At 45.3% G+C, this 21,976-nt stretch carries 17 protein-coding genes and 1 riboswitch; of the genes, 3 read left to right on the top strand and 14 right to left on the bottom strand.

Translation table 11 applies throughout. From position 1 onward, the window contains the following. The 10 genes from BAZ21_RS10950 to pdhA form a co-directional block, all read right to left on the bottom strand. On the bottom strand, positions 1 to 2,148 hold a 2,148-nt coding region (locus tag BAZ21_RS10950; protein WP_176718138.1), incomplete at its 3' end, for a non-ribosomal peptide synthetase. Positions 2,149 to 2,279: 131 nt separating this feature from the next. Next, positions 2,280 to 2,369: riboswitch (cyclic di-GMP riboswitch) on the bottom strand. A gap of 759 nt (positions 2,370 to 3,128) precedes the next feature. Beyond that, the gene (locus BAZ21_RS10945) at positions 3,129 to 4,139 is read right to left on the bottom strand and encodes an aldo/keto reductase (protein WP_084011578.1); all 1,011 of its coding nucleotides are present in this window, start codon (positions 4,137 to 4,139) and stop codon (positions 3,129 to 3,131) included. A 394-nt stretch (positions 4,140 to 4,533) separates the two neighbouring features. After that, positions 4,534 to 6,876 (bottom strand): type IA DNA topoisomerase, encoded by a 2,343-nt coding sequence (locus BAZ21_RS10940; RefSeq protein WP_068499915.1) that lies wholly within the window; start codon positions 6,874 to 6,876, stop codon positions 4,534 to 4,536. Positions 6,877 to 7,529: 653 nt separating this feature from the next. Continuing rightward, the gene (locus tag BAZ21_RS10935) at positions 7,530 to 9,017 is read right to left on the bottom strand and encodes a glutamate synthase subunit beta (protein ID WP_068499911.1); all 1,488 of its coding nucleotides are present in this window, start codon (positions 9,015 to 9,017) and stop codon (positions 7,530 to 7,532) included. 238 nt (positions 9,018 to 9,255) lie between these two features. Further along, entirely contained in the window at positions 9,256 to 9,744 is a 489-nt protein-coding gene (locus BAZ21_RS10930; protein WP_068499980.1) for a dihydrofolate reductase, read from the bottom strand. A gap of 34 nt (positions 9,745 to 9,778) precedes the next feature. Next, positions 9,779 to 10,573 carry a thymidylate synthase gene (gene thyA, locus BAZ21_RS10925; protein WP_068499908.1) on the bottom strand — a complete coding sequence of 265 codons (795 nt, stop codon included), beginning with the start codon at positions 10,571 to 10,573 and terminating at the stop codon, positions 9,779 to 9,781. 251 nt (positions 10,574 to 10,824) lie between these two features. Beyond that, positions 10,825 to 12,246 carry a dihydrolipoyl dehydrogenase gene (gene lpdA / locus BAZ21_RS10920; RefSeq protein ID WP_068499905.1) on the bottom strand — a complete coding sequence of 474 codons (1,422 nt, stop codon included), beginning with the start codon at positions 12,244 to 12,246 and terminating at the stop codon, positions 10,825 to 10,827. A 3-nt stretch (positions 12,247 to 12,249) separates the two neighbouring features. After that, positions 12,250 to 13,866, bottom strand: coding sequence for a 2-oxo acid dehydrogenase subunit E2 (locus tag BAZ21_RS10915; RefSeq protein WP_068499902.1), 1,617 nt, complete (start codon positions 13,864 to 13,866; stop codon positions 12,250 to 12,252). Between the two features lie 34 nt (positions 13,867 to 13,900). After that, the gene (locus BAZ21_RS10910) at positions 13,901 to 14,881 is read right to left on the bottom strand and encodes an alpha-ketoacid dehydrogenase subunit beta (protein WP_068499900.1); all 981 of its coding nucleotides are present in this window, start codon (positions 14,879 to 14,881) and stop codon (positions 13,901 to 13,903) included. 101 nt (positions 14,882 to 14,982) lie between these two features. After that, a complete protein-coding gene (gene pdhA / locus BAZ21_RS10905) occupies positions 14,983 to 16,050 on the bottom strand; it encodes a pyruvate dehydrogenase (acetyl-transferring) E1 component subunit alpha (RefSeq protein ID WP_068499896.1) in 1,068 nt (355 codons plus the stop codon). A gap of 278 nt (positions 16,051 to 16,328) precedes the next feature. On the opposite strand from pdhA, the gene BAZ21_RS10900 reads away from it, so the two are divergent. Beyond that, positions 16,329 to 17,063 carry an alpha/beta hydrolase gene (locus tag BAZ21_RS10900; RefSeq protein WP_068499894.1) on the top strand — a complete coding sequence of 245 codons (735 nt, stop codon included), beginning with the start codon at positions 16,329 to 16,331 and terminating at the stop codon, positions 17,061 to 17,063. 153 nt (positions 17,064 to 17,216) lie between these two features. Here the strand turns inward: BAZ21_RS10900 and BAZ21_RS10895 are convergent, their stop codons facing one another. Further along, on the bottom strand, positions 17,217 to 17,681 hold the full coding sequence (locus tag BAZ21_RS10895; protein ID WP_068499890.1) for a low molecular weight protein-tyrosine-phosphatase: 465 nt from the start codon (positions 17,679 to 17,681) through the stop codon (positions 17,217 to 17,219). Between the two features lie 148 nt (positions 17,682 to 17,829). Between BAZ21_RS10895 and BAZ21_RS10890 the strand changes: the two genes are divergently transcribed. Next, positions 17,830 to 18,471 carry a thiamine diphosphokinase gene (locus tag BAZ21_RS10890; RefSeq protein WP_068499886.1) on the top strand — a complete coding sequence of 214 codons (642 nt, stop codon included), beginning with the start codon at positions 17,830 to 17,832 and terminating at the stop codon, positions 18,469 to 18,471. 281 nt (positions 18,472 to 18,752) lie between these two features. Then, positions 18,753 to 19,253 (top strand): C40 family peptidase, encoded by a 501-nt coding sequence (locus BAZ21_RS10885; RefSeq protein ID WP_068499884.1) that lies wholly within the window; start codon positions 18,753 to 18,755, stop codon positions 19,251 to 19,253. Between the two features lie 66 nt (positions 19,254 to 19,319). Here the strand turns inward: BAZ21_RS10885 and BAZ21_RS10880 are convergent, their stop codons facing one another. The 3 genes from BAZ21_RS10880 to BAZ21_RS10870 all read right to left on the bottom strand — a co-directional run bounded on the left by BAZ21_RS10880 (position 19,320) and on the right by BAZ21_RS10870 (position 21,976). Beyond that, complete coding sequence (locus BAZ21_RS10880; protein WP_068499882.1) at positions 19,320 to 20,012, bottom strand: response regulator transcription factor; 693 nt, start codon at positions 20,010 to 20,012, stop codon at positions 19,320 to 19,322. Positions 20,013 to 20,153: 141 nt separating this feature from the next. Further along, complete coding sequence (locus tag BAZ21_RS10875) at positions 20,154 to 21,212, bottom strand: thiazole biosynthesis adenylyltransferase ThiF (protein ID WP_068499879.1); 1,059 nt, start codon at positions 21,210 to 21,212, stop codon at positions 20,154 to 20,156. Continuing rightward, complete coding sequence (locus BAZ21_RS10870; RefSeq protein WP_068499877.1) at positions 21,209 to 21,976, bottom strand: thiazole synthase; 768 nt, start codon at positions 21,974 to 21,976, stop codon at positions 21,209 to 21,211. The genes BAZ21_RS10875 and BAZ21_RS10870 overlap by 4 nt, the downstream gene beginning before the upstream one ends.

Here is a 21,976-nt window from a genome sequence, read left to right as displayed (position 1 = left end):
GTCCGGTTCCATCCCCGCCAGATAGGTAGGTGGTAGCAGCGCGATCGTAATTTGGTTTTCGTTTACGAAGCTCGCAAACTCATTCAGGTTATTAATAATATCTCGCGAAACCAGATAAAGCGTTCCGCCTCCCAGCAAAATCGTGAACATTTCCCACACCGAAGCGTCAAACGAGCTGCTGGCAAACTGCAGCATCCGATCCGATCCGTTCACGCCCCATTGTTCCTGGAAGAAATGCCAGAGGTTGAGGATTCCCCGATGTTCTACCATGACCCCTTTGGGCTTCCCGGTGGAACCTGAGGTATAGATGATATAGGCCAAATCCTCCGGCTTGTTAACAGGTTGCAGATTGGCATTGCCATCCAGTTCTACATGCTTCAAGTCTTCGCCATCCACATCCATGATCGGGCCGTGATAAGTGAGCTTGTCCCGGAGATGCTTTTGCGTCAGCAGCATGGACGCGCCGCTGTCCTCCAGCATGTAGTGAATCCGTTCCTCCGGATAGTTCGGATCTATCGGCAGGTAGGCTCCACCCGCTTTGAGCGTTCCCAGGATGCCTATGACCATTTCCATGGAACGCTCCATCATGATGGCGACGATATCGTTCGCCTTCACTCCGCGCGCTCTCAAGACCATCGCCACCCGATTCGCCTGCTCGTTCAGTTCCCGGTAGGTCAGTGTTTGCTCTCCCCAGACTAAAGCCGGATGATCTGCTCTTTGCCCTGCTCGTTCCTCAAACAGCCCATGGATCGTTTGATCCTTCGGATACTCCGCCTCCGTGCGATTGAAATCGCGAAGCAGCACATCCTTTTCTTCCTCAGGTACGATTTCGATTTGTGAAATAGGAGTTTCACTGTGCTCCATGACTTGAGCAAACAAATATTCAAAGTGGGAAACGACATTCTCAATGGGGATGAATCTTTCAAAAGCCTGTATCTGATAGTCAAAATTAACGGCTACATCCGTTTTACCTTCTTGCCCCCATATAAAGAGATTAAGTGCATTCCTTTCATGATGATGCGGCATGCTCTCAATCCGGGTTGCTGCGCCGATCAATGATTCTCTGTTTTCCTGTTCTTCGAAAGAAAGCGATATATCAAACAGTTTTCCTTTCTCATTGCTATTCTCGTAAACTGCCCGGTAAATTTCGCCAAAGGACATTTTCTGATGCCGATAGCATTGCATAAGCTCACGTTTGATGCGCTTTATCAGCTCTTTAAAGCTTATATCTTCTTCAGGGCTGATCCGCAGCGGCAGCACGTTGGCGAAATGTCCCATCGTCTGCTTATATCTCGCTTTGCCCCGGTTGAAAACCGGGACGCCGATCACCATCTCGTTCCGATTACAAACCCTGCTGAAATAAAGGAACAGTATGCCTAAAAAGTAATGGAACGACGAACACCCTTCCTCTTTGCAAAATTCAATCATTTGATTGTATAAGGTCTTGTTTATCGTTAAGGTTTGCCGATCACTCCAAGCGGAATCACCATCATCGAAGTTCACTCCTCTGCTTAATAGAGGCTCGGGAATAGTTTGGTATTTGTTCTTCCAGAACTCCCTGTCTTTTAAAAAGGCCGGAGAATTCAGATAATCCTGATTATCAGAGATAAAATCAGCATAGGAATAGACAGTTCTATTCATTTCGCCAATTCCTTGCGTGAGTTTATTGTAATTGTCAAAGAGTTGATTGATTAAGAGAGCAAATCCCCATCCATCGATCACCAAATGATGAACTTTAAGTAAAATAAAATAGGTATTCAGGGTGCCTTGCAATAAATCAAATTGAAAATAATAGTTATCAGATTGAAAAGGCTTTAAAAATTCCTTTTTCATCCAGTTGATGCAAAAAGAATTTGGATCTTCCTTCATTGAAAAATTATGAAACGGAACTTCATATTCAACTTCCGGCAGGAATGTTAAATAAGGTTCTCCCTTTTTATCGATAAAACGGGCACTAAGAGAATCATTCTGGCTGATTAGTAACTGCAAGCACTCCTTCATGATAGCCGTATCCAGGTTCCCTTTGACCTCAACATACCCACCAATATTATAAATAGGTTTTTCAGGGTACATGCACTGTTCGAACCATATGTCTTTCTGATAGGAGCTTAACGGATACTCCTTAATAGTTATCATGCTCGTTTCCATAAAATTCCCTCCTGTTGTTAAGCATTTCATGTGTTCTAGCCCATATGACCAAACGATTTCCCACTACAAATAAAAAAAGCCTGTTCCCCTATAAAAGTACAGGAACAGGCAGCAGACTTCGCCCGGTTTCCTTCGGCAACCTGGCAATCATGGCTGTTTAATCCAGCTTTAGACCCATGGCTTTGTGTCCACCACTTTCGAGGTGTTTACGATTAACGGGAAATAAGTAAGTATATTTTTTACATCTTTTGAACATCAGGTTGTACCGAAAACAGCAAGTATAATCTACCACTGTATCCACGCCTTCAGGTCCCCCTCCGGCGCCACAATGCGGTAAGCTTTGTTACCAGTTCGTTTTTTTTCGAAACCTTTTACCTGGAATTATATTTACAATACGTTGTTAGTCGCTGCGCGAAATACGTCAGTGAGCCACTAATTTCCTGTCGTCCGGCAACCCCGGTTCATTTTACTCAATCTCTCATCCCCACCCCCAACATTCCAAGATGCCAACCTGGACAACTTTAGCGGTTAGCTTTTGAATGATGAATTGTGAACCATTTAGTATGTTATTTAAAAATGGAATATATATGAAATAAATTTAATTAATTGTACAATAATGAAAATATCTCATTTTGTCAATTAGTTCTAAGTTTTTAAAATGTGTGTAAAGGAGCAATATCGATTAGATAACCACAAGATATAGTCAAAATCTTTGACAAACAACAATCTATGGTGTCATTTCACAATGACTAATAAATTGTATATTCACTCATAATAATTACTTTATTTTAAAAGATTATATATTTTCTTTTACACATTATCATTGATGTGATATCCTTTAATCTTTTATCAGGTTATGACAAAAATGACGTTCCAAAGCTTCTCTCGCATTCGATGTTTTGTCAAAATTGGCGACGTGAGGTGTATAGGGAGTGGAGCAATGGGTAGGTATCTTCGGAAGAGCAATGTTTTAACCACGATTACTTCGATCTCAGCACTTGGTTGGAAACGTGGCTGATCATCTCAATCTCTCCTGCTGTCAAGGTAAACTGCATCGCCCTCACATTTTCCTGGGCATGATGTATTTTCGAAGCCCCAGGTATCGCAAATACGTTCTCTCCATGGGCGTTAATCAGCCAATTCAAGGCAATCTGCGTTGGCGTCACATTATATTGTTGGGCCAACTGTTCCAGCGTTTCAATCAGCGGCTTCGATCTCTGCAGCCCCGAATCCCGGAATGCCGCCGTCCACTTGCGCGGACCCTTGATTGACTTGACCAAATTAGGATTTTTATGGAATTTTCCACTTAAGATCCCCTGCATTAACGGGGAATATGCGATGATCGCCACACCGAGTTCTTTGGCCGTGTCCAGAATTCCGTTCTGTTCGATTCTCCGGTCAAGAAGGCTGTATTTCACTTGATTCGAAACCAGGCGAAGGCCGTGCTCTCGCAGCACACGATCGGCTTCGCGTATTTGTTGCGCGGAAAAGTTGCTTACACCCACATATTTAATCTTACCTTGCTCGACCAGTTTAGCCATCGCATTCATCGTCGCGCCGACCGAAGAAAAGGAGTAAGGCGAATGCACCTGATAAAGGTGAATCGTCCGTTGATCCAAATGGCGAATACGTTCATCAATCGTTGCTGTGATGCTACCTGCGGTACGAAAGGCCGGCCACCATTTTGTAGCGATACTCGCCTGTTCTGCGAGCGGTCCTCCGATCTCATTCAGCGTGCCAGCCAGTAGCTGTTCAGACTGTCCGCCACCGTATGCTTCAGCCGTATCGAACCAATTAATTCCACCTTCTAAACTAGTCTGAACAATTTGCCGTATATCCTCCCGACGCAGCGCCGGCCAGAATTTCCCGACCATCCCTTTTCCGTTGCTGAACTGCCAGCAGCCAAGCCCAAGAGGTGACAGCTTTAAATCCGAGTTGCCCAGTTTGCGTAATTGCGTTGAGTCTGTCACATTTACCATTTTCGTTTCCACGATTCTTCCACCATCTCCTGTAAAAAAATTTTCATGTCAAAGGATCGCGTTCTCGTTTTAAAACACATTACACAACTTTTTTACTTCCTGAGTTGTACAATTTGTTAAGGGAAGCTCTCCTGAACGCAACGCATAGAGTGTTTATAAACTAACTGGAAAAATTTGTTTTGCATAAACTTCTATTTATTTTATCGGTCGGAAGCTTACAAATGTTTAATCTAATGTTAATTATTCGATTTTAGTGGGGATTTTTAGGATGTGTAATCTTTCTAGAACTTAATTGGGCATCAGTGGGCATAAAAAAAGACGACTCCTGATGAAATTCAGAAGTCATCTGACGACGACTAAAAAAAGTTATTATTATAATTTTATATAAATTATAGCTATGAATGTATCAAATTTCCTCACGAACACTAAGTTGGCCTGTACCTGGTTCATTCAGCACAATTCGCGCTTTGACAGTCGATCCATCTTTACGCTTAAAAGACAACAACTGCGTCTGTCCCTTCGTCAACAGAGACTTGAGCATGGTTTCCGTAATCTGCTTGCCCGCATATTCCTTCCAGACAACAAAGCCGCAGCCCTGCTTGTAGTGGCTGCACCCGTACCCCTTGCGGCCTTCAATAATGCTTCCGCCGCAACTGGAGCGTGGGCAGCTGCCCAGAGCTTCCCGTCGGCTCGGTGAAGCGCCTGACGACCCGCTGGAGGAGCCACGTGCTGCTCCTGCGGCTGAAGCTGCCGCATCCGAGGCACGCTCCAGCGTTGCGCTTCCAGCGCTGCTACCGCGTCCTGCTGGAACGCGCGTCCCTTTGGCGGCAGTCTGTCCACTCGCATCTGCACTGCGGGTGCTTCCCTTGCCGCCCGCACGCTTGCCCCTCGTTTCCTCGCCAAAAGCATTGGCCGGAGCCGGTGGCTGCTGCTTCACCTTGTCAATGATGGACAACGTAAATCTTTTAACATTGTCCATAAACTTCTCCTGAGCTGCCTCCCCCTTGGAAATTTGATGCAGACGGCGTTCCCATTGACCCGTCATCTCTGGTGAGGCTAACAGATCAACCCCCGCATGACGGATCAGCTCAATGGCCATTTTCCCCTTATCCGTAATGAGAATCTTTTTACCCTTCATTTCAATGTAGCCGACCTTCTTCAATCGTTCAATGGTGGCGGCACGTGTCGCAGGCGTACCTAATCCGGCATCCTTCATGACCTCGCGTAATTCCTCATTCTCCATCTGCTTGCCCGCGCTTTCCATCGCTTTGAGCAGCGTACCCTCTGTGTAGCTTTTAGGCGGCTGAGTCGCCTTTTCTTTCATTTCGGCGCGAATACAGTCCACCTGACGACCTGCGTCGATTTCAAACTTCTTGTCCGTCCACTCGTCCGTCTCCTCTTCTTCCTCTTTCTTGGCTGCTTTGCTCTTTTTACCTTTATCCTGGTCAGCCTTGCTCAAAACCACTTTCCATCCCAAGGAAAGAAGCTCCTTGATACTTGTTTTAAACAGATGCTTGTCCACCTGTGTCATCACTGTATGCATTTTATATTCAGCAGGAGGAAAAAAATGGGATAAAAACCTGCGAATAATCAGGTCATATATATTTTGCTCCTCCTTGCTAAGCGTTCCCGGTCTTTTTAACGTTGGCAAAATAGCATGGTGATCCTCAACACGAGACGGATTGCAGACCGATTTATTCTGTTTATGGACCAAATTAGGGTTTGCTTGTTGTGCCAGCTCAGCATAAGGCCCTGTGCCCAACATACGCAGCGCCTTGTGCATCCCGTCTATATTTTGTTCTGTCACATAATTGGAGTTGGTACGTGGATAAGAAATGACCTTATGCCGCTCATAAAGAGCCTGTGCCACATCCAATGTTTTTTTGGCCGAATAACCGTACTTGGCATTCGCCTCGCGTTGAAGCAGCGTCAAATCATACAGTTTAAAAGGATACTCCTTCGTCTGCTTTGTATCATATTTGGTAATATGGCCTGTTTTGCCGCGAACCGCTGCAGCGATCTCCTCAGCTTCTTCGGGTTTAGTCAGTCGGTCCCCCTGCCATGTACCTTTGTACTTGATTTGATCTTGCTTAAACTCGGCCCATACATCATAAAAGGTTTGAGACTGAAATGCTTCAATTTCCTTCTCCCGATCATGGATTAATGCCAGCACAGGAGTTTGCACCCGCCCTACCGACAGCAGCGTGTTATGCCGTGTTGTGAAGGCTCTGGAGGCGTTCATTCCGATCAGCCAGTCCGCTTCACTTCGCGCCCGCGCTGCCTGAGTCAAAAATTCAAACTCTGAAGCATCTCGCAACCGTTCAAAACCTGTCGCAATACTTTCTGCTGTCAAATCTGAGATCCATAGCCGCTTGACTGGCTGGCGCAACTTCAGCTGCTGTTGAATCAACGCAAAAATATACTGCCCTTCCCGCCCGGCATCACAAGCATTGACGATGGCATTGCAGCGTTTGGCCAGCTCACCAATCATTTTCAGTTGATCCTTTGTTTTGGGATTCGGTACAATTTTGAACTGCTCAGGGATAATGGGCAGATCCTGAATATTCCATCGTTTGTACTTGGCATCGTATGCATCCGGCTCAGCCAGACCCAGCAAATGACCGATTGCCCAGGTTACAATGTATTTTTCACCTTCCAAATAAGTGCGGTTATTTTTAGCACGCGGCTCCATAACAGCAGCAATCGTCCGCCCCATATCCGGTTTTTCAGCAATAATCAACGTCTTCATTCATATTCCATTCCTTCCTGACGGCCTTCTGTTTTCCTTCTACGAATCATACATATACATGAAATGTACAGGAAACACAGGTAGCATGGCCTCATGCAAAAGGAGCTTTCTCCCGGGCGAAAGCTCCTTTGTAAATTCATTTAGTCTAACGCTTCAACAATATACGTGTATTATACCATAGATATCATTGTTCTCTCAGGCTATGATTTTGCGAAGACTGGAAAGGATATGTATAAAATCTCCTAATAGTTGCACAACAAAACACCTACAACAAAACACCTTGAGTCATATTTAAGTCAATTTATCTTACATATAAATTGAATGTTTTCTTTTTATCGCAAAAAAATTTCATAATTCAATAAAAAAGGCTACACTTCTCTTCGGATTTTATGTTATGATCACTGTAGATAATAAATAAACATTCAGATCTTTTAATTTATTTGTGAACTTTAATCACATTATAATAACAGCATAGTAACAGTATAGTAACAACTCCTTACATACCATAAAATCACATTCGATTCAGAAATATTTCGTAAACTTAAATCATATATCGTTCTCTTTTGTGTCCTGCTATCCACTAACTTGTAAACACAACAAAGCCCCATCCGAAGATGGAGCTTTGACATGATCCGTAATGATAAAGCTTGGATTTACACCAAAACGGTAGCACCCATGAGGTATTTATCAACCTCACGCGCGGCTTCCCGACCTTCATTGATAGCCCACACGACAAGACTTTGTCCACGGCGCATATCACCCGCTGCAAAAACCTTTTCGACATTCGTAACATATTTGCCATAGCGTGCTTTAACGTTGGAGCGACGGTCCGTTTCCAAACCGATTTCCTCCACGATCGTTTGCTCAGGTCCATCAAATCCAATCGCAATAAGCGCAATCTGTGCCGGGAATACGCGCTCTGTACCCGGAATTGGTTGATAGATTTTACGTCCTGTTTCATCGACAATACGTTGAATTTGGATGGTATGCAGCTCTTTCAAATTCCCGTTCTCGTCACCTACAAATTTAGTCGTCATGATGGAGAACTCACGCGGATCTTCCCCGAACAACGCCTTTGCCTCCTCCTGTGCATAATCAAGAGAGTACACATTTGGAAATTGTGGCCAAGGGTTGGCAATCGGGTCACGTTCCAAAGGAGCTTTAGCATGTGTACCAAATTGAGTGACGCTCCGACATCCATGGCGCAGAGAAGTAGCTACACAGTCCGAACCCGTATCACCGCCGCCGATTACAATAACATCCTTATCTTTGGAGGACAAATAGTTTCCATCTTCAAGGTTGGAATCCAAATAGCTCTTGATGGTGCCATTCAAATAATCCATCGCATAATGAACACCATTCAAATCGCTGCCTTCAATATTGAATTCTCTCGGCTTCGTAGATCCACCGCATAGTACAACTGCATCATACTCAGCTATTAGCTGCTCAGTAGAGATATCTTTGCCGATTTCCGTATTAGTGATGAATCGGATACCTTCAGCCTCCAGCAAATCCACACGACGCTGTACAACCTTCTTATCCAGCTTCATGGAAGGGATTCCGTACATCAGCAATCCACCCACACGATCCGCACGCTCATACACAGTCACGCTGTGCCCTGCTTTATTAAGCTGAGCAGCAGCAGCTAATCCTGCTGGACCCGAGCCGACAATAGCCACTCGTTTGCCTGTACGCTTTTCTGGCGGATTAGGGACAACCCAGCCTTCCTCAAAACCTTTTTCGATTATAGCTTCCTCAATCGTCTTAATGGTAACAGACTGTCCGATCAGGCCGACTGTACAGGAACCTTCGCATGGCGCAGGACAGACACGGCCTGTAAATTCCGGGAAGTTATTCGTTTTGTGCAGCCGATCTAGCGCTTCCTTCCATAAACCACGATATACGAGATTGTTCCATTCCGGAATAAGATTATGAACCGGGCAGCCTAAAGTTGCTCCCATCATATCCATCCCTGTATGACAATAAGGAGTTCCGCAGTCCATACAACGTGCCCCTTGGGTACGCAGCTCTTCTTCAGACATATGCTTATGGAATTCTTCCCAATCCTTAATACGCTCTGCCGGGTCCCGGTCTGTAGGAAGCTGTCGTGTGTATTCCATAAATCCAGTTGGTGTAGACATGTTACGTTCCCCCATCTCTTCGCTTATGAACCCCGTCCATCCATTCAGAATTTGAGTCAAATTCGAATTTGTCTGTTTGTATCATGAAAGGGTCTGTTCTCGTTGAATTTGATTTATTGTATCACAATACAGCGTAAAAGTAATGAAAACTTATGCAACTTTCTGCATCAACAGCCAAAAGGATTTTTTATATGGTTCATTAATTTTTCAAATCGGTGAGGTCAAATGGTTCCCATTCTTATTTTGTTCTCTCATAAACGACAAAACGGTAGTTGTACGGGTTTCTTTCATCCTTAATACCTGGAATCTCACTAACTACATGCCAGCCATTCCAATCCAGCTCAGGGAAAGTGGTATCCCCTTCAAAAATCTCCTCAATTCGGGTCACGATCAGCCGATCGGCATTTGGCCAAAACAGTGAATAAATCTCCGCTCCCCCGATGACCATCAGTTCCTTTTCTGTAGCCAATTGGAGTCCCTCTTCGAGTGAATGAACCACTTCCGCCCCTTCTGCCTGATAGCTCTGATCTCGGGTCAAAACCACGTTACGTCGGTTAGGCAGGCTTCTTCCTCCAAAGGACTCCCACGTCTTGCGCCCCATGAGTACAGTCTTGCCCATCGTTTGCTCTTTGAAAAAGGCCATGTCTCTTGGGAGACGCCAAGGGAGCTGATTATCACGGCCGATCACACCATTTTGTGCCATAGCCCATATCATCGAAATACTTATGCTGTCCACCTCCTTTGCTTTTCACCCCCTCTAATCAGATGGCGACAGGCGCCTTGATCCCCGGGTGATACTCGTAATTCTCAAAAACAAAATCCTCGTAAGTGTAATCAAAAATGGAATCCGGCTTACGCAGAATTTTCAGCTGAGGCAGTGGATAAGGCTCGCGCTCCAGCTGCGTGTGCACTTGTTGCATATGATTTGAATAAATATGCACATCACCGCCTGACCAAATAAATTCCCCCGGCTCCAAGTTGCATTGCTGTGCAACCATATGCGTTAACAATGCATAACTTGCGATGTTGAATGGCAGCCCAAGAAAGGTATCTACCGACCGCATAGTTAGCATGCAGGAAAGCTTTCCTCCAGCTACATAGAACTGAAATACAAAATGACAAGGCGGAAGCTTCATCGATTCGATTTGAGCCACATTCCAGGCACTGACGATGTGTCGGCGTGAATCCGGATTATTTTTAATCGCTTCAATGACGTTGGCAATCTGGTCAATATGCTGCCCGTCCGTCGTCTCCCACGAGCGCCATTGTGATCCGTATACGGGACCCAGATTCCCCTGCTCGTCCGCCCATTCATCCCAAATGGTAACTCCGTTCTCCTTGAGGTAAGAAATATTGGTATCTCCCCGTAAAAACCATAGCAGCTCGTGGATGACCGATTTTAAATGTACCCTTTTGGTGGTTACCAAGGGAAAGCCCTTGGCCAGGTCAAAGCGGAGCTGTTTTCCGAAGACAGAAAGCGTTCCTGTCCCTGTGCGGTCCTCTTTTTTTACGCCATTCTCTAATATATCCTCCAGCAATTCCAAATAGTTGCGCACTTCTTTTCTCTCCTTTAAGCATGATTTAAAGATCTAGCAGCGCTAGAATCTAATCTTGAAAAAATTCGCTCTACACCACAGCTATATTTAGTTTATCATGTACGGCACTTCGATGACCATGTACTGTTTGAATTTTCATGGTAGTCCTGAAAATCCTAAAACATGAAAAAAAGAGACAAAAAGCGCAGATATTGCGCTCCTTGCCTCTCTTGAAGATGTATGAAAACCAAAAACGAGATGATGAAATGGAATTAGCGACGTGGTGCCAATGCGTGGATCGGATGACCCAGCACGACTTCCGCTGCTTCCATAACGATTTCGCCCAATGTAGGGTGAGCATGAATAGTCAGGGAGATGTCTTCGAGTGTAGCACCCATTTCAATCGCCAGACCCAGCTCAGCAATCAGGTTGGAAGCTTCCAGACCTACGATTTGCGTACCCAGTACCAGACCGGTATCTGCGTCAGCTACGATTTTCACAAAGCCTTCAGCAGCGTTCAGGGAAACAGCACGACCGTTTGCTCCATAAGAGAACTTGCCAACTTTGACATTGTGGCCTTTTTCTTTGGCTTGTGCCTCTGTGTAGCCTACGCTGGAGCATTCTGGATCTGTGAAAACGACAGCCGGCATACATTTGTAGTCTACTACGGACGGCTCGCCTGCGATTGCTTCAGCAGCCACTTTACCTTCATAAGAAGCTTTGTGAGCCAGAGCAAGACCAGCAACGATATCGCCGATGGCAAAGATATGAGGAATGCTAGTGCGTCCTTGATGGTCAACTTTCACCATTCCGCGCTCATCCAGTTCTACACCGATCAGATCCAGACCCAGTTCGCCGTCTGTGTTTGGACGACGTCCAACGGTTACAAGCAGGTAATCAGCAGTTACTTCTTTGCTTTCGCCGTTAACGGAGAACTTCACGGTTACGTCTTTATCTGTTTGTTCTGCACTTTCTGCTTTAGCACCAGTGAAGATTTCAATGCCTGTTTTCTTCATGCTTTTCGCAACGATGGAAGTCATATCTTTGTCAAAGCCAGGAAGAACAGTATCCATACCTTCAATGATGGTAACTTTGGAACCGAATTTGGAATACATTTGTCCAAGCTCTGCACCAATGTATCCACCGCCGATAACGATCAGGCTTTTCGGAATTTCAGGCAGGTTCAATGCTTCAGTAGAAGACAGAATGCGTCCGCCAAATGGGAATGGCTTCAGTTCGATCGGACGGGAACCTGTCGCGATAATAGCATTTTTAAAACGGTAGCGTGGTGATTCATGTTCATTGAATACACGTGCTTCGTTTTCGTTGATAAACATGCACTCACCATTGAAAACTTCAACTTTGTTGCCTTTGAGCAAGCCGCTTACGCCGCCTGTCATTTTTTTAACAACACCGTTTTTGAATTCTTGTGTTTTAGCGAAGTCTACTTTTACATTCTCAGCCGTAATACCGAAAGACTCGCCATGTTTAGCTGCTTCATATTGGTGAGCTGCAGAAATCAAAGCTTTGGATGGAATACATCCACGGTTCAGACAGACACCGCCCAGCTCGGATTTGTCAACGATCAATACGCTTTGTCCCAATTGTGCGGCACGGATGGCAGCTACATAGCCGCCAGGACCCGCACCGATAACCAATGTGTCAATATCCAGAGAAGCGTCTCCTACTACCATTGATTACACCTCCATAACAAGCAACTCAGGGTTAGCGAGCAGCTGTTTGATATAGTTCATGAAGTTTTGAGCAGTTGCACCGTCAATAATACGGTGGTCAAAGCTGAGAGAAAGAGCCATTACTGGAGCAGCAACAATTTCACCGTTTTTCACAACTGCTTTTTCACTGATACGACCAGTTCCCAAAATCGCAACTTCAGGGAAGTTGATGATTGGCGTAAAGAACATACCGCCTGCGGAACCGATGTTAGTGATGGAAATCGTGCTTCCTCTCATTTCGTTGGCAGCCAATTTTCCATCACGACCGCGTACAGCCAGATCACGAATGGAATCAGCAATCATCCAGATACTCTTACGATCAGCATCTTTGATGACAGGAACGATCAAGCCGTTGTCTGTATCTGTAGCGATACCGATGTTGTAGTATTTTTTGTAGACGATTTCGTTCGCTTCTTCGTCGATCGAGGCATTCAGAGCCGGGAATTGACGGGAAGCAGCAACCAGAGCTTTGACGATGAATGGCAGGTATGTTACTTTTGTGCCTTTCTTCTCAGCAATTGGTTTCATACGAGTACGGAAAGCAACCAGCTCGGTTACATCCACTTCGTCCATAATCGTAACGTGTGGAGCCGTGTAAGCCGATTTAACCATGGCATTGGAAATAGCTTTGCGGATACCTTTAAATGGTACGCGCTCTTCCTCAGCACGCGGATCTGCTGCAGGTGCGGATGGTGCTGCAGCTTTCGCTTCTTTTTTAGCTGGCTCTTGTGCTTTTGCAGCTTCTTTTGCTGCTGGTGCAGCCGCTTGGCCTCCACCATTTTTGAAGGCTTCTACATCTTCTTTAGTGATTTTACCATTTTTGCCGGAACCACTCACTTGAGCGATGTTTACACCTTGCTCACGTGCAAATTTGCGAACGCTAGGAGTAGCCAGCACGTCTTTGTTCGATGCAGCAGGAGTTGCAGCCGATTTTGTGTTAGCTCCACCTTGCGCAGCATCCTGTTCTTGCTTAGTGGCAGCTGGTGCATCTTCTTGTTCAGGAAGCTCACCCACTGCAGCAATGACTGCTACGACTTGACCTACGTTGAAGATGTCACCGTCTTTAGCAAATACTTCTTGTACTGTACCATTGACTGGGCAAGGAACTTCAACTACAGCCTTGTCATTTTGTACTTCCATGATAATATCTTCATCCGTTACTTTGTCGCCGGGCTTGATGTGCATCTTGATGATTTCGCCTTCGTGAAGACCTTCGCCCAGCTCTGGAAATTTATATTCAAATCTAGCTGCACCTGCAGCTCCGCCTTGTGCAGCAGCACTTGGCTCAGGGCTAGCAGCAGCTGGTGCTTCCGGTGCATCTTCTTGTTCAGGAAGTTCACCTTCTGCATCAATGACAGCTACGACTTGACCTACGTTGAAGATGTCACCGTCTTTGGCAAATACTTCTTGAACCGTACCGTTGACCGGACATGGAACTTCAACAACTGCCTTGTCGTTTTGTACTTCCATGATGATATCTTCATCTGTTACTTTGTCGCCGGGCTTGATGTGCATCTTGATGATTTCGCCTTCATGAAGACCTTCACCCAGCTCCGGGAATTTATATTCAAATTTTGCCACGTTTAAAACCTCCCAAATTTACGGTGTGCTTTAATTAAAATTCCAATACTTTATTAACCGCATCAATGATACGTGTTGGCGTTGGCAACCAAGTATCTTCAATTTGAGCAAAAGGATAAACGGTATCTGGACCAGCTACACGCAGAACTGGTGCTTCCAGATGCAGAATTGCTTTTTCGTTAATTTGTGCAATCACTTCAGCAGCTACGCCGGAGCTCTTTTGTGCTTCCTGAACAACGATAGCACGATTGGTTTTTTGGATGGAAGCAACGATGGTATCAATGTCAATCGGACTAATCGTACGCAAGTCAATGATTTCCACTTTAATGCCTTTTGTTTTTTCCAGTTCATCAGCAGCCTTAACCGAAGTGTGTACCATCATACCGTAAGTAATGATCGTCACATCGGAGCCTTCACGAACCACGTTGGCTTTGCCCAGCTCAACAACGTAATCATTCTCAGGAACTTCAGCGCGGAACGCATGGTACAAGTTCAAATGCTCCATGAAAAATACTGGATCGTTATCGCGGATAGACGCGATCATAAGACCTTTTGCATCATAAGGGTTGGAAGGAACAACAACCTTGATACCAGGTGTTTGAGCTAAAAGACCTTCCAGGGAATCAGTATGCAGCTCGGCTGCCTTAACACCGCCACCAAATGGTGTACGGAATACGATTGGAGAATTGTAACGTCCACCGGAACGGTAACGCATACGGGATGCTTGGATTGCCATTTGGTCGAGTGCTTCAAAGATAAAGCCTACGAACTGGATTTCAGCTACAGGGCGGAAACCTTGGATACCCAGACCGACAGCAAGACCCCCGATTGCGGATTCCGCCAGCGGAGTATCGAATACACGCTCTTCGCCAAACTCTTTTTGCAAACCTTCTGTTGCACGGAATACGCCACCTACATGACCAACGTCTTCACCGAAAAGCAAGACGTTAGGGTCGCGTTTCAACTCTACGCGCAGTGCGTCACGAATAGCTTCTTTCATGTTCATTTGTGCCATTTGCTTCATTTCCTCCTTAAACATTGACAGATCAGTTTCAGTTCAGGTCCAATTCAAAAGCAGACCGGATCGGGATACCGCCCGGTCTCTTTTTAGCTCAATTATTTAAAATCAGCTTTTTGTTCTTCCAGATGCTTAGGCGTTTTTTCGAACATGCTGTCGATCAGGCCAGGAATGGTCATTTTTTCTGTCTTCTCGGCTTTTTTGATCTCTTCGTTCACTTTCGCTTTAGCTTCTTCTTTTACGCGAGCTGTATCTTCTTCAGTCCACAGACCTTTTTTCTCAAGATATTTCGCAAAGCGGGCAATTGGATCTTTCGCATTCCATTCGCCTTCTTCTTCTTTGCTACGATATTTCGTCGCATCGTCAGAAAGAGAATGCGGACGGAAACGGTATGTTACCGCTTCAATCAGTGTAGCACCTTCGCCATTGCGTCCACGCTCTGCGGCTTCCTGAACAGCCTGGATAACTGCAAGCACGTCCATACCGTCAATTTTCACGCCTTTAATACCAGCAGCAACCGCTTTGTGAGCGATCGAAAGTGCAGCGGTTTGCTTCGCAAATGGAGTCGTAATAGCGTAGCCATTATTTTGCACAAAGAAAATAACTGGCAGCTTGTAAACACCAGCATAGTTCAGACCTTCGTAGAAGTCTCCTTCGGAAGAACCGCCGTCACCTGTATATGTAATGACGACTTGTTTTTGTTTTTTCAGTTTGTAGCCCATTGCAATACCCATAGCATGCAGAATTTGCGCGCCAATGATGATTTGCGGCATCAATACGTTAACGCCGTCCGGTACTTGACCGCCGTGTTGATGACCACGGGAATACAAGAAAGCTTGGTATAAAGGCAGGCCATGCCAAACGAGTTGCGGAATATCGCGGTAGCCTGGTGCAATAAAATCTTCTTTTTGGAGTGCAAATTCACTACCAACCATGGTTGCTTCTTGTCCGGATACCGGAGCGTAGAAGCCGAGACGTCCTTGACGGCCCAAGTTAACAGCACGGTCATCCCAAGTACGTGTAAATACCATACGATACATAATTTCTTTCAATTGATCATCTGTAAGTTTAGGCAATTTATCTTTATTGATAATTTCACCATCCGGAGAAAGCACGGACAGAGCCTCAACTTCCTCTGTGTACACTTCATAAGGAACCTTGCTCATTTTCTTCACCTCAACAAAAAAATTTGAATATCAAGTTCCGCTGTTATAGGATTATTATACACCTGTTATATTGCTGGCGTCAAAGATTTAGTTATTTTTTTTGAGTTCACCACATTTTTGTGTATGTAACAGGTATCCAAAATTAATATAACAGCATAGTACATGTTTGAAATTTTAAGCATCTTTAAAGCATTTTTTAAGCATCTATTGCAATCAGGGTAATCTTAACTTATTGTGATCCCGAATGCAAAATAATACACCGAGAAAGGTGACGAAAAATGACGGATTCCCGGTATTTAAAACGAACCATCCTTAAAGACGAAGTAGAAAGCCGCTTTCTTGGCGAAACCAGAACACTCCGTATTTACTTGCCGCCCGGCTATAATGAAATATTGAGCTACCCGGTCGTATACTGTCAGGATGGAGAGGAATTTTTCAACTTTGGCCGCATTGCAACTCATGCCAACCGCCTCATCCTGGATGAAGGCGTCGAGCCCTTCATTATTGTCGGCGTCGAAGTGAACACCAAAATCAGAACCCAGGAATATGCTCCCTTTGGCGATCGTTTTAAGGCGTATACCACCTGTTTTGCAGAAGAGATTATTCCCTATGTAGAACAAAAGTATCCTATAAGAAGTGATGCATCGTCCCGCATTTTAGCTGGTGATTCGCTGGGAGGCAGTGTGTCTCTGCATTTGGCCTTGTTATATCCGCAGCTGTTCAACCGTATTATCAGCCTGTCCGGTGCTTACTATGAGGCTTCGCAGGAGATCATCGCCCGTGAGAAAGATCTGTCTCGTCTGCGGGTGTGGATGACGGTCGGCCTACAGGAGGATGCATTTGAGAGCGATACCGGCATTTATAACTTTGTAGAGCTTAACCGTCAATGCGCAGATTTGCTGCGTGAACGGAACGCCGAGGTTTCCTACCGTGAAAAGGATGGTAAGCATTTGTGGGGCTTTTGGCAAAACGAGCTGCCTGACGCGCTCATGTATTTTTTGGATCGCGCCTGAGCATCATTTTTCCAAACTGAACAACTGTCGGGGATTGGGCATTGATCGACCAGATCAGATCGTCATGCTCTTTCCTCTTTTTTTATAAAATGATTACGCTTTCAAAATTATATAATGAAAAACGGCAAACATTGCCGTCTTCTGTCGTTCACATTATAGCTTTTCTTCTATGATTTTGTCCAGCAAGGCATCGCATCCCGCATCCATTAATCGATAGGTTTCTTCGAAATTTCCGGTGAAATACGGGTCAGGCACTTCTCTTAGCTGTTCTTGGGGGAGCAGATCCATGAATTTTAGAATGTCAGCGTCCGCCCCACCTGCCAGCTTACGCATGTTTCGTTCATTGGAATCATCCATGCACACAATATAATCAAACGCGTCAAAATCACGGTCCTCTATTTGCCGCGCCTTTAAGCCCTGCTCGCTAATTCCGTGCAGCTTAAGCTGCTTAAGCGTTCCCTTATGCGGGGGATTCCCGATATGCCAGTCGCCTGTTCCAGCCGAATCTACCTGAATTTGCGCGCCTAGTCCCCGTTCCTGCACCTTATGTCTTAGTACCGCTTCTCCCATAGGGGAACGGCAGATATTGCCCAGACACACAAATAATACGTTAATCATGTTGTTCTCCTTCCTATGCACGCTACACTACTTTTTTCTGTTTCATTGTAGCTGTGCCCTCCAAAATTGTGCAAGCCATATTTAACGCGTTATACTTAAAAGCTGATGGTACATATAGCCCGTATGACAGAAAGAAAGGATGTTGGATATGACGAAGAAGCGCGCCATTGTATTTTCCGGCGGTCGTCTAAGCGAAGAAAGTTTACAACAAATACAACCTGAAGATTTTATTATAGGTGCGGATAAGGGTGCTCTTTTTCTGATTGAGCATGGCATTACACCACATATCTCCGTAGGTGATTTTGATTCGATAACACCGCAGGAAAAAGAACGGGTTGAATCAGCAAGCAAACGCATGCTTGCGTGTGATCCAGTGCTAAAGGACCTGACAGATACGGAGCTTGCCTTGGAGATCGCTATAGACGAACAGGCAGATCATGTACTAATGCTCGGCGTGACCGGCACCAGAATGGACCACACACTGGCTAATGTTCAAATATTGGTACGTGCGATGCAGCATCATATCAGCTGCGCAATTATGGACGCACATAATTATATCGAGCTCACTGGGTCTACGCTGGAAATCAAGCCTATGGGCTATACATATACATCGTTGCTTCCTATGACTGCTGAAGTAACAGGGATAAATCTGGAAGGATTTATGTACCCATTGCATAATGCCACGCTCAAGATGGGACAATCACGTGCTGTCAGCAATAAGCTAACCGCTTCAAAAGGTACGATTTCCATCGAAAGCGGGCTGCTGCTTGTTATTCAAAGCAAAGATTAGTTGTGACATTATTGTAACTTTTATAAAAGTTGTTTTAATGCTCAAAACCCTTGATTCACAAGCATTTTTTCGCTTTTTAAGATTCGTAAAACGCTATTATTTTTTACAAATTGTAATTTTTAATCGTTTTTTAATAATTGCCATGTAAGCCTTGTCCCTCAAGCATTCGGGCGTGATTTTCCAACTATTAGGCGGCTTCAAAGCTGTTATACTCAACGCTGTCAGTAAGTTAGCAACTCAGCAAAATATTGCAGAAATCATTTTTTGGAGGTACTTACATCATGAACATGCATAAAATCATAAAAAAGGTAATTATCGCGGGAGTCGCAGCAACTATTGGTTTTGGAACTTTTGCAATTGAGGGAACAAATACGGCACGAGCTGCCACTACTACAACTTCGACAGGCCAAAAAATAATTAGCTATGGCGAAAAATATATGGGAACTCCTTATAAGTTTGGAGCTTCTACAAGCACCACTAACTATTTTGACTGTTCATCTTTTATGAAACATATTTTCAAAAAGTACGGAGTGGATTTGCCGCGCACTTCTGTGCAGCAATCTAAAGTCGGACGTGCTGTATCCAAATCCAATTTGAAAAAAGGGGACTTGGTCTTCTTCTCAAGCGGAAGTCGTGCTACAGGTAGCAACATTACCCACGTAGCAGTCTATATGGGCGGCGGTAAGATTCTGCACACTTACGGCGGACCTGGTGTTACCATCTCCGATCTGAACTCTGGCAACTGGAAAAGAACATACATCAAAGCACGTCGCGTGCTGTAGTATGAAACTCGTTTAAAATATGTAAGCCGGGACGAAAAGTTCCCGGCTTTTTTATATGCCGCAATGCTATTCTGCTTCAGCGGGTGTTCTGAGAGAATAGCCAATGCCCCGAACCGTGCGAATCATTTTGAATTTTTGCCCCTTATCTACCTTCACTCTCAAATGTCTGATATACACGTCTACTACGTTCGTATCTACGATATAATCATGTTTCCAAACGTCCTTCAGAATTTGCTGCCTGCTGCAAACCTGATTGAGATGTATAGCCAGATGAAGCAAAAGATCGAATTCCTTCGGAGTCAATTCCAGCTTCTGTCCCCCTCTACTCACCATCCTGCTTGCATGGTCTATATGTAAATCACCTGCCTCGATTGCCCTTGCTACATCCTGTGCGGCATCAAAAATTCGCAATAGATTAGCCACTCTTGCAAGAAACACTCTATGAGAAAAGGGGTGTACCGTCACATCGTGTGCTCCCTGCTCAAAACAGGAAACAATATGGTTCTCATCGTCTGATGAGGTCAATACGAATAATGGTACATAAGGATGGTTTTGTTTCGCAATACGAATCATGCCTTGTGCATCCGCTTGCTTGTCATCGATGTTCAGAAGCAGCATATTCACAGGATGATCGGCTGCATAGGAGCTTCCCTCCGACATATTTTGGACATGAACCACCTGATAGCCTGCCTGCTCCAACAGATGTACATATACAGGGAACGCTTCATTTCCATCCACAAGTAAAATGAACGGGCTCATCTTTTCACCCACCTGGTTTGGATATCGCATTACAATATGGAAATAAACAATTTATTTGTAAGTCATTAAAACATATTTATATTTATTGTAACAAAAAAGCAGAAAATCATTCCTAAAAGAATGGTTTTCTGCTTTTTATAGCTAACCCAAATAACGGTGATATAGACTTTTGGCTTTTGCCACGTCCTTTGTCCCGTGAATCAACGCTCGTCCATCTGCAAAAACGACCAAGCGATACACGCCGGTGCTAAAGGAAACCAGAAATGGATTCCGCTCTACTTTCCCCCCTCCCACAGAAGCAAGTCTATCTGCTGTTTCCTTAAGATTCAGCTGTACCGGTTTGGCAGGTCTAATCTGAACGGTATCCCGACCACACAACACATCTGTTTTCTGCCGATGTGAGGCTGACAAATAGGGGTACGTAGGTTGATTGCCGCAGGAAGGACAATCCGCTTTTTTCAAACTGTCTACGACTATCGCTGTATACTCGTTTCGCCATAGATCAAACGAAAGCAGCTTCCCTCGCAGTTCTTTCGGATATCCGCCAAGAAGCTTAAAGGCTTCTGCAGTCTGGTTGGCCGTCACCATTTGTACTGCCTGTGGTATAATCCCGGCGGTATCACAGGTCTCGCCTCCAAACGGAACAGTCCCCAGCAGACAGTGAAGACAAGGCGTTTGTCCAGGTAAAATGGTATATGTCACACCGTAGCTGCCTACACATCCCCCGTAAATCCACGGTATGCGATGCTTAAGTGCCATGTCGTTCATGAGCAGACGGGTGTCAAAATTATCGGTTGCATCCATCATCAGGTCAACTTCCTGGATCAGCTCTTCCAGCTCCTCTACCCCGACGTCCAGTACATGTGCGTGGATGACCGTTTCCGAGTTAATGGCTTTTAATCGTCGCTGGGCAGCCACTGCTTTGGGGCATCTCTCCGCGGCGTCGCTTTCCTGAAAAAGCTGCTGGCGCTGCAAGTTGCTCCATTCCACATAATCCCGGTCCACGATGCTTACTTTACCTACCCCTGCACGGACTAGCGTTTCCGCAATACCTGTACCGAGCGCTCCAACGCCTATGATGAGTACATGTGAGGAAGCGAGCCGACGTTGCCCTTCTGGTCCAAAAGGAGCAAATCTTTCCTGTCTGGAATAGCGGTCACTTCGCAGTACTCCTGAACCGGATTTTTCAGTTTCCATCATGCCTGAACCATACCTTCTGTTGGACTACTAGCTGAAGCATAACGTTGTACGGGAATCAGCCCCGCCTCAAAACCATATCTGCCCGCGCGAACAGCCAGCTTCATGGCCTCTGCCATTTTCACAGGGTCCTTCGCTCCCGAAACGGCTGTGTTTAACAGAACAGCATCTGCTCCCAACTGCATTGCCATTGCCGCGTCACCGGGTGAGCGAATACCTGCATCGACAATGACCGGGATCTCTGCTTGTTCAATAATTAACTCCAATGCAAACGGATTGAGCAGACCGCGTCCTGTACCAATCGGTGAAGCTCCAGGCATAATGGCATGCACTCCAAGCTCTTGCAGCCTCTTGGCCAGAATGACATCATCCGATATGTAGGGCAGCACGATAAAGCCTTCGTCCAGCAGCTTTTCGCTTGCTTTCAGCGTTTCAAAGGGATCAGGCAACAATGTCTTGCCATCGCCAATGACCTCAACCTTAATCATATCGCACAGACCTGAGGCTCTTGCCAATTTTGCAATACGAACAGCCTCCTCCGCTGTCGTCGCCCCTGCCGTATTGGGAAGAAGTGTATACTTGCTCAAATCAAGCGTATCCAGAAAATGTTGCTTATCCCGTTCCTCCAAATTTAATCTTCGCACGGCAAAGGTCAATATTTCGCTTTCAGCAGCCTCTACAGCTTGGGACTGGATTTCCAGATCGGAGAATTTTCCTGTTCCCAGCAACAGCCTTGATGTAAAAGATGCTTTTCCAATAGTTAACAT

The organism is Paenibacillus kribbensis (assembly GCF_001705305.1).
Lineage (GTDB): Bacteria > Bacillota > Bacilli > Paenibacillales > Paenibacillaceae > Paenibacillus > Paenibacillus kribbensis_B.
The sequence above is the reverse complement of the archived record's forward strand: the minus strand, read 5'-3'. Positions and strand labels throughout refer to the sequence as shown.

What these genes read in the sequence shown, in the direction of transcription:
- BAZ21_RS10940 (WP_068499915.1), bottom strand. Translation starts at nt 6,876, where the DNA reads ATGAAGACGTTGATTATTGCTGAAAAACCGGATATGGGGCGGACGATT.
- BAZ21_RS10935 (WP_068499911.1), bottom strand. Translation starts at nt 9,017, where the DNA reads ATGTCTACACCAACTGGATTTATGGAATACACACGACAGCTTCCTACA.
- lpdA (WP_068499905.1), bottom strand. Translation starts at nt 12,246, where the DNA reads ATGGTAGTAGGAGACGCTTCTCTGGATATTGACACATTGGTTATCGGT.
- BAZ21_RS10910 (WP_068499900.1), bottom strand. Translation starts at nt 14,881, where the DNA reads ATGGCACAAATGAACATGAAAGAAGCTATTCGTGACGCACTGCGCGTA.
- pdhA (WP_068499896.1), bottom strand. Translation starts at nt 16,050, where the DNA reads ATGAGCAAGGTTCCTTATGAAGTGTACACAGAGGAAGTTGAGGCTCTG.
- BAZ21_RS10900 (WP_068499894.1), top strand. Translation starts at nt 16,329, where the DNA reads ATGACGGATTCCCGGTATTTAAAACGAACCATCCTTAAAGACGAAGTA.
- BAZ21_RS10895 (WP_068499890.1), bottom strand. Translation starts at nt 17,681, where the DNA reads ATGATTAACGTATTATTTGTGTGTCTGGGCAATATCTGCCGTTCCCCT.
- BAZ21_RS10890 (WP_068499886.1), top strand. Translation starts at nt 17,830, where the DNA reads ATGACGAAGAAGCGCGCCATTGTATTTTCCGGCGGTCGTCTAAGCGAA.
- BAZ21_RS10885 (WP_068499884.1), top strand. Translation starts at nt 18,753, where the DNA reads ATGAACATGCATAAAATCATAAAAAAGGTAATTATCGCGGGAGTCGCA.
- BAZ21_RS10880 (WP_068499882.1), bottom strand. Translation starts at nt 20,012, where the DNA reads ATGAGCCCGTTCATTTTACTTGTGGATGGAAATGAAGCGTTCCCTGTA.
- BAZ21_RS10875 (WP_068499879.1), bottom strand. Translation starts at nt 21,212, where the DNA reads ATGATGGAAACTGAAAAATCCGGTTCAGGAGTACTGCGAAGTGACCGC.
- BAZ21_RS10870 (WP_068499877.1), bottom strand. Translation starts at nt 21,976, where the DNA reads ATGTTAACTATTGGAAAAGCATCTTTTACATCAAGGCTGTTGCTGGGA.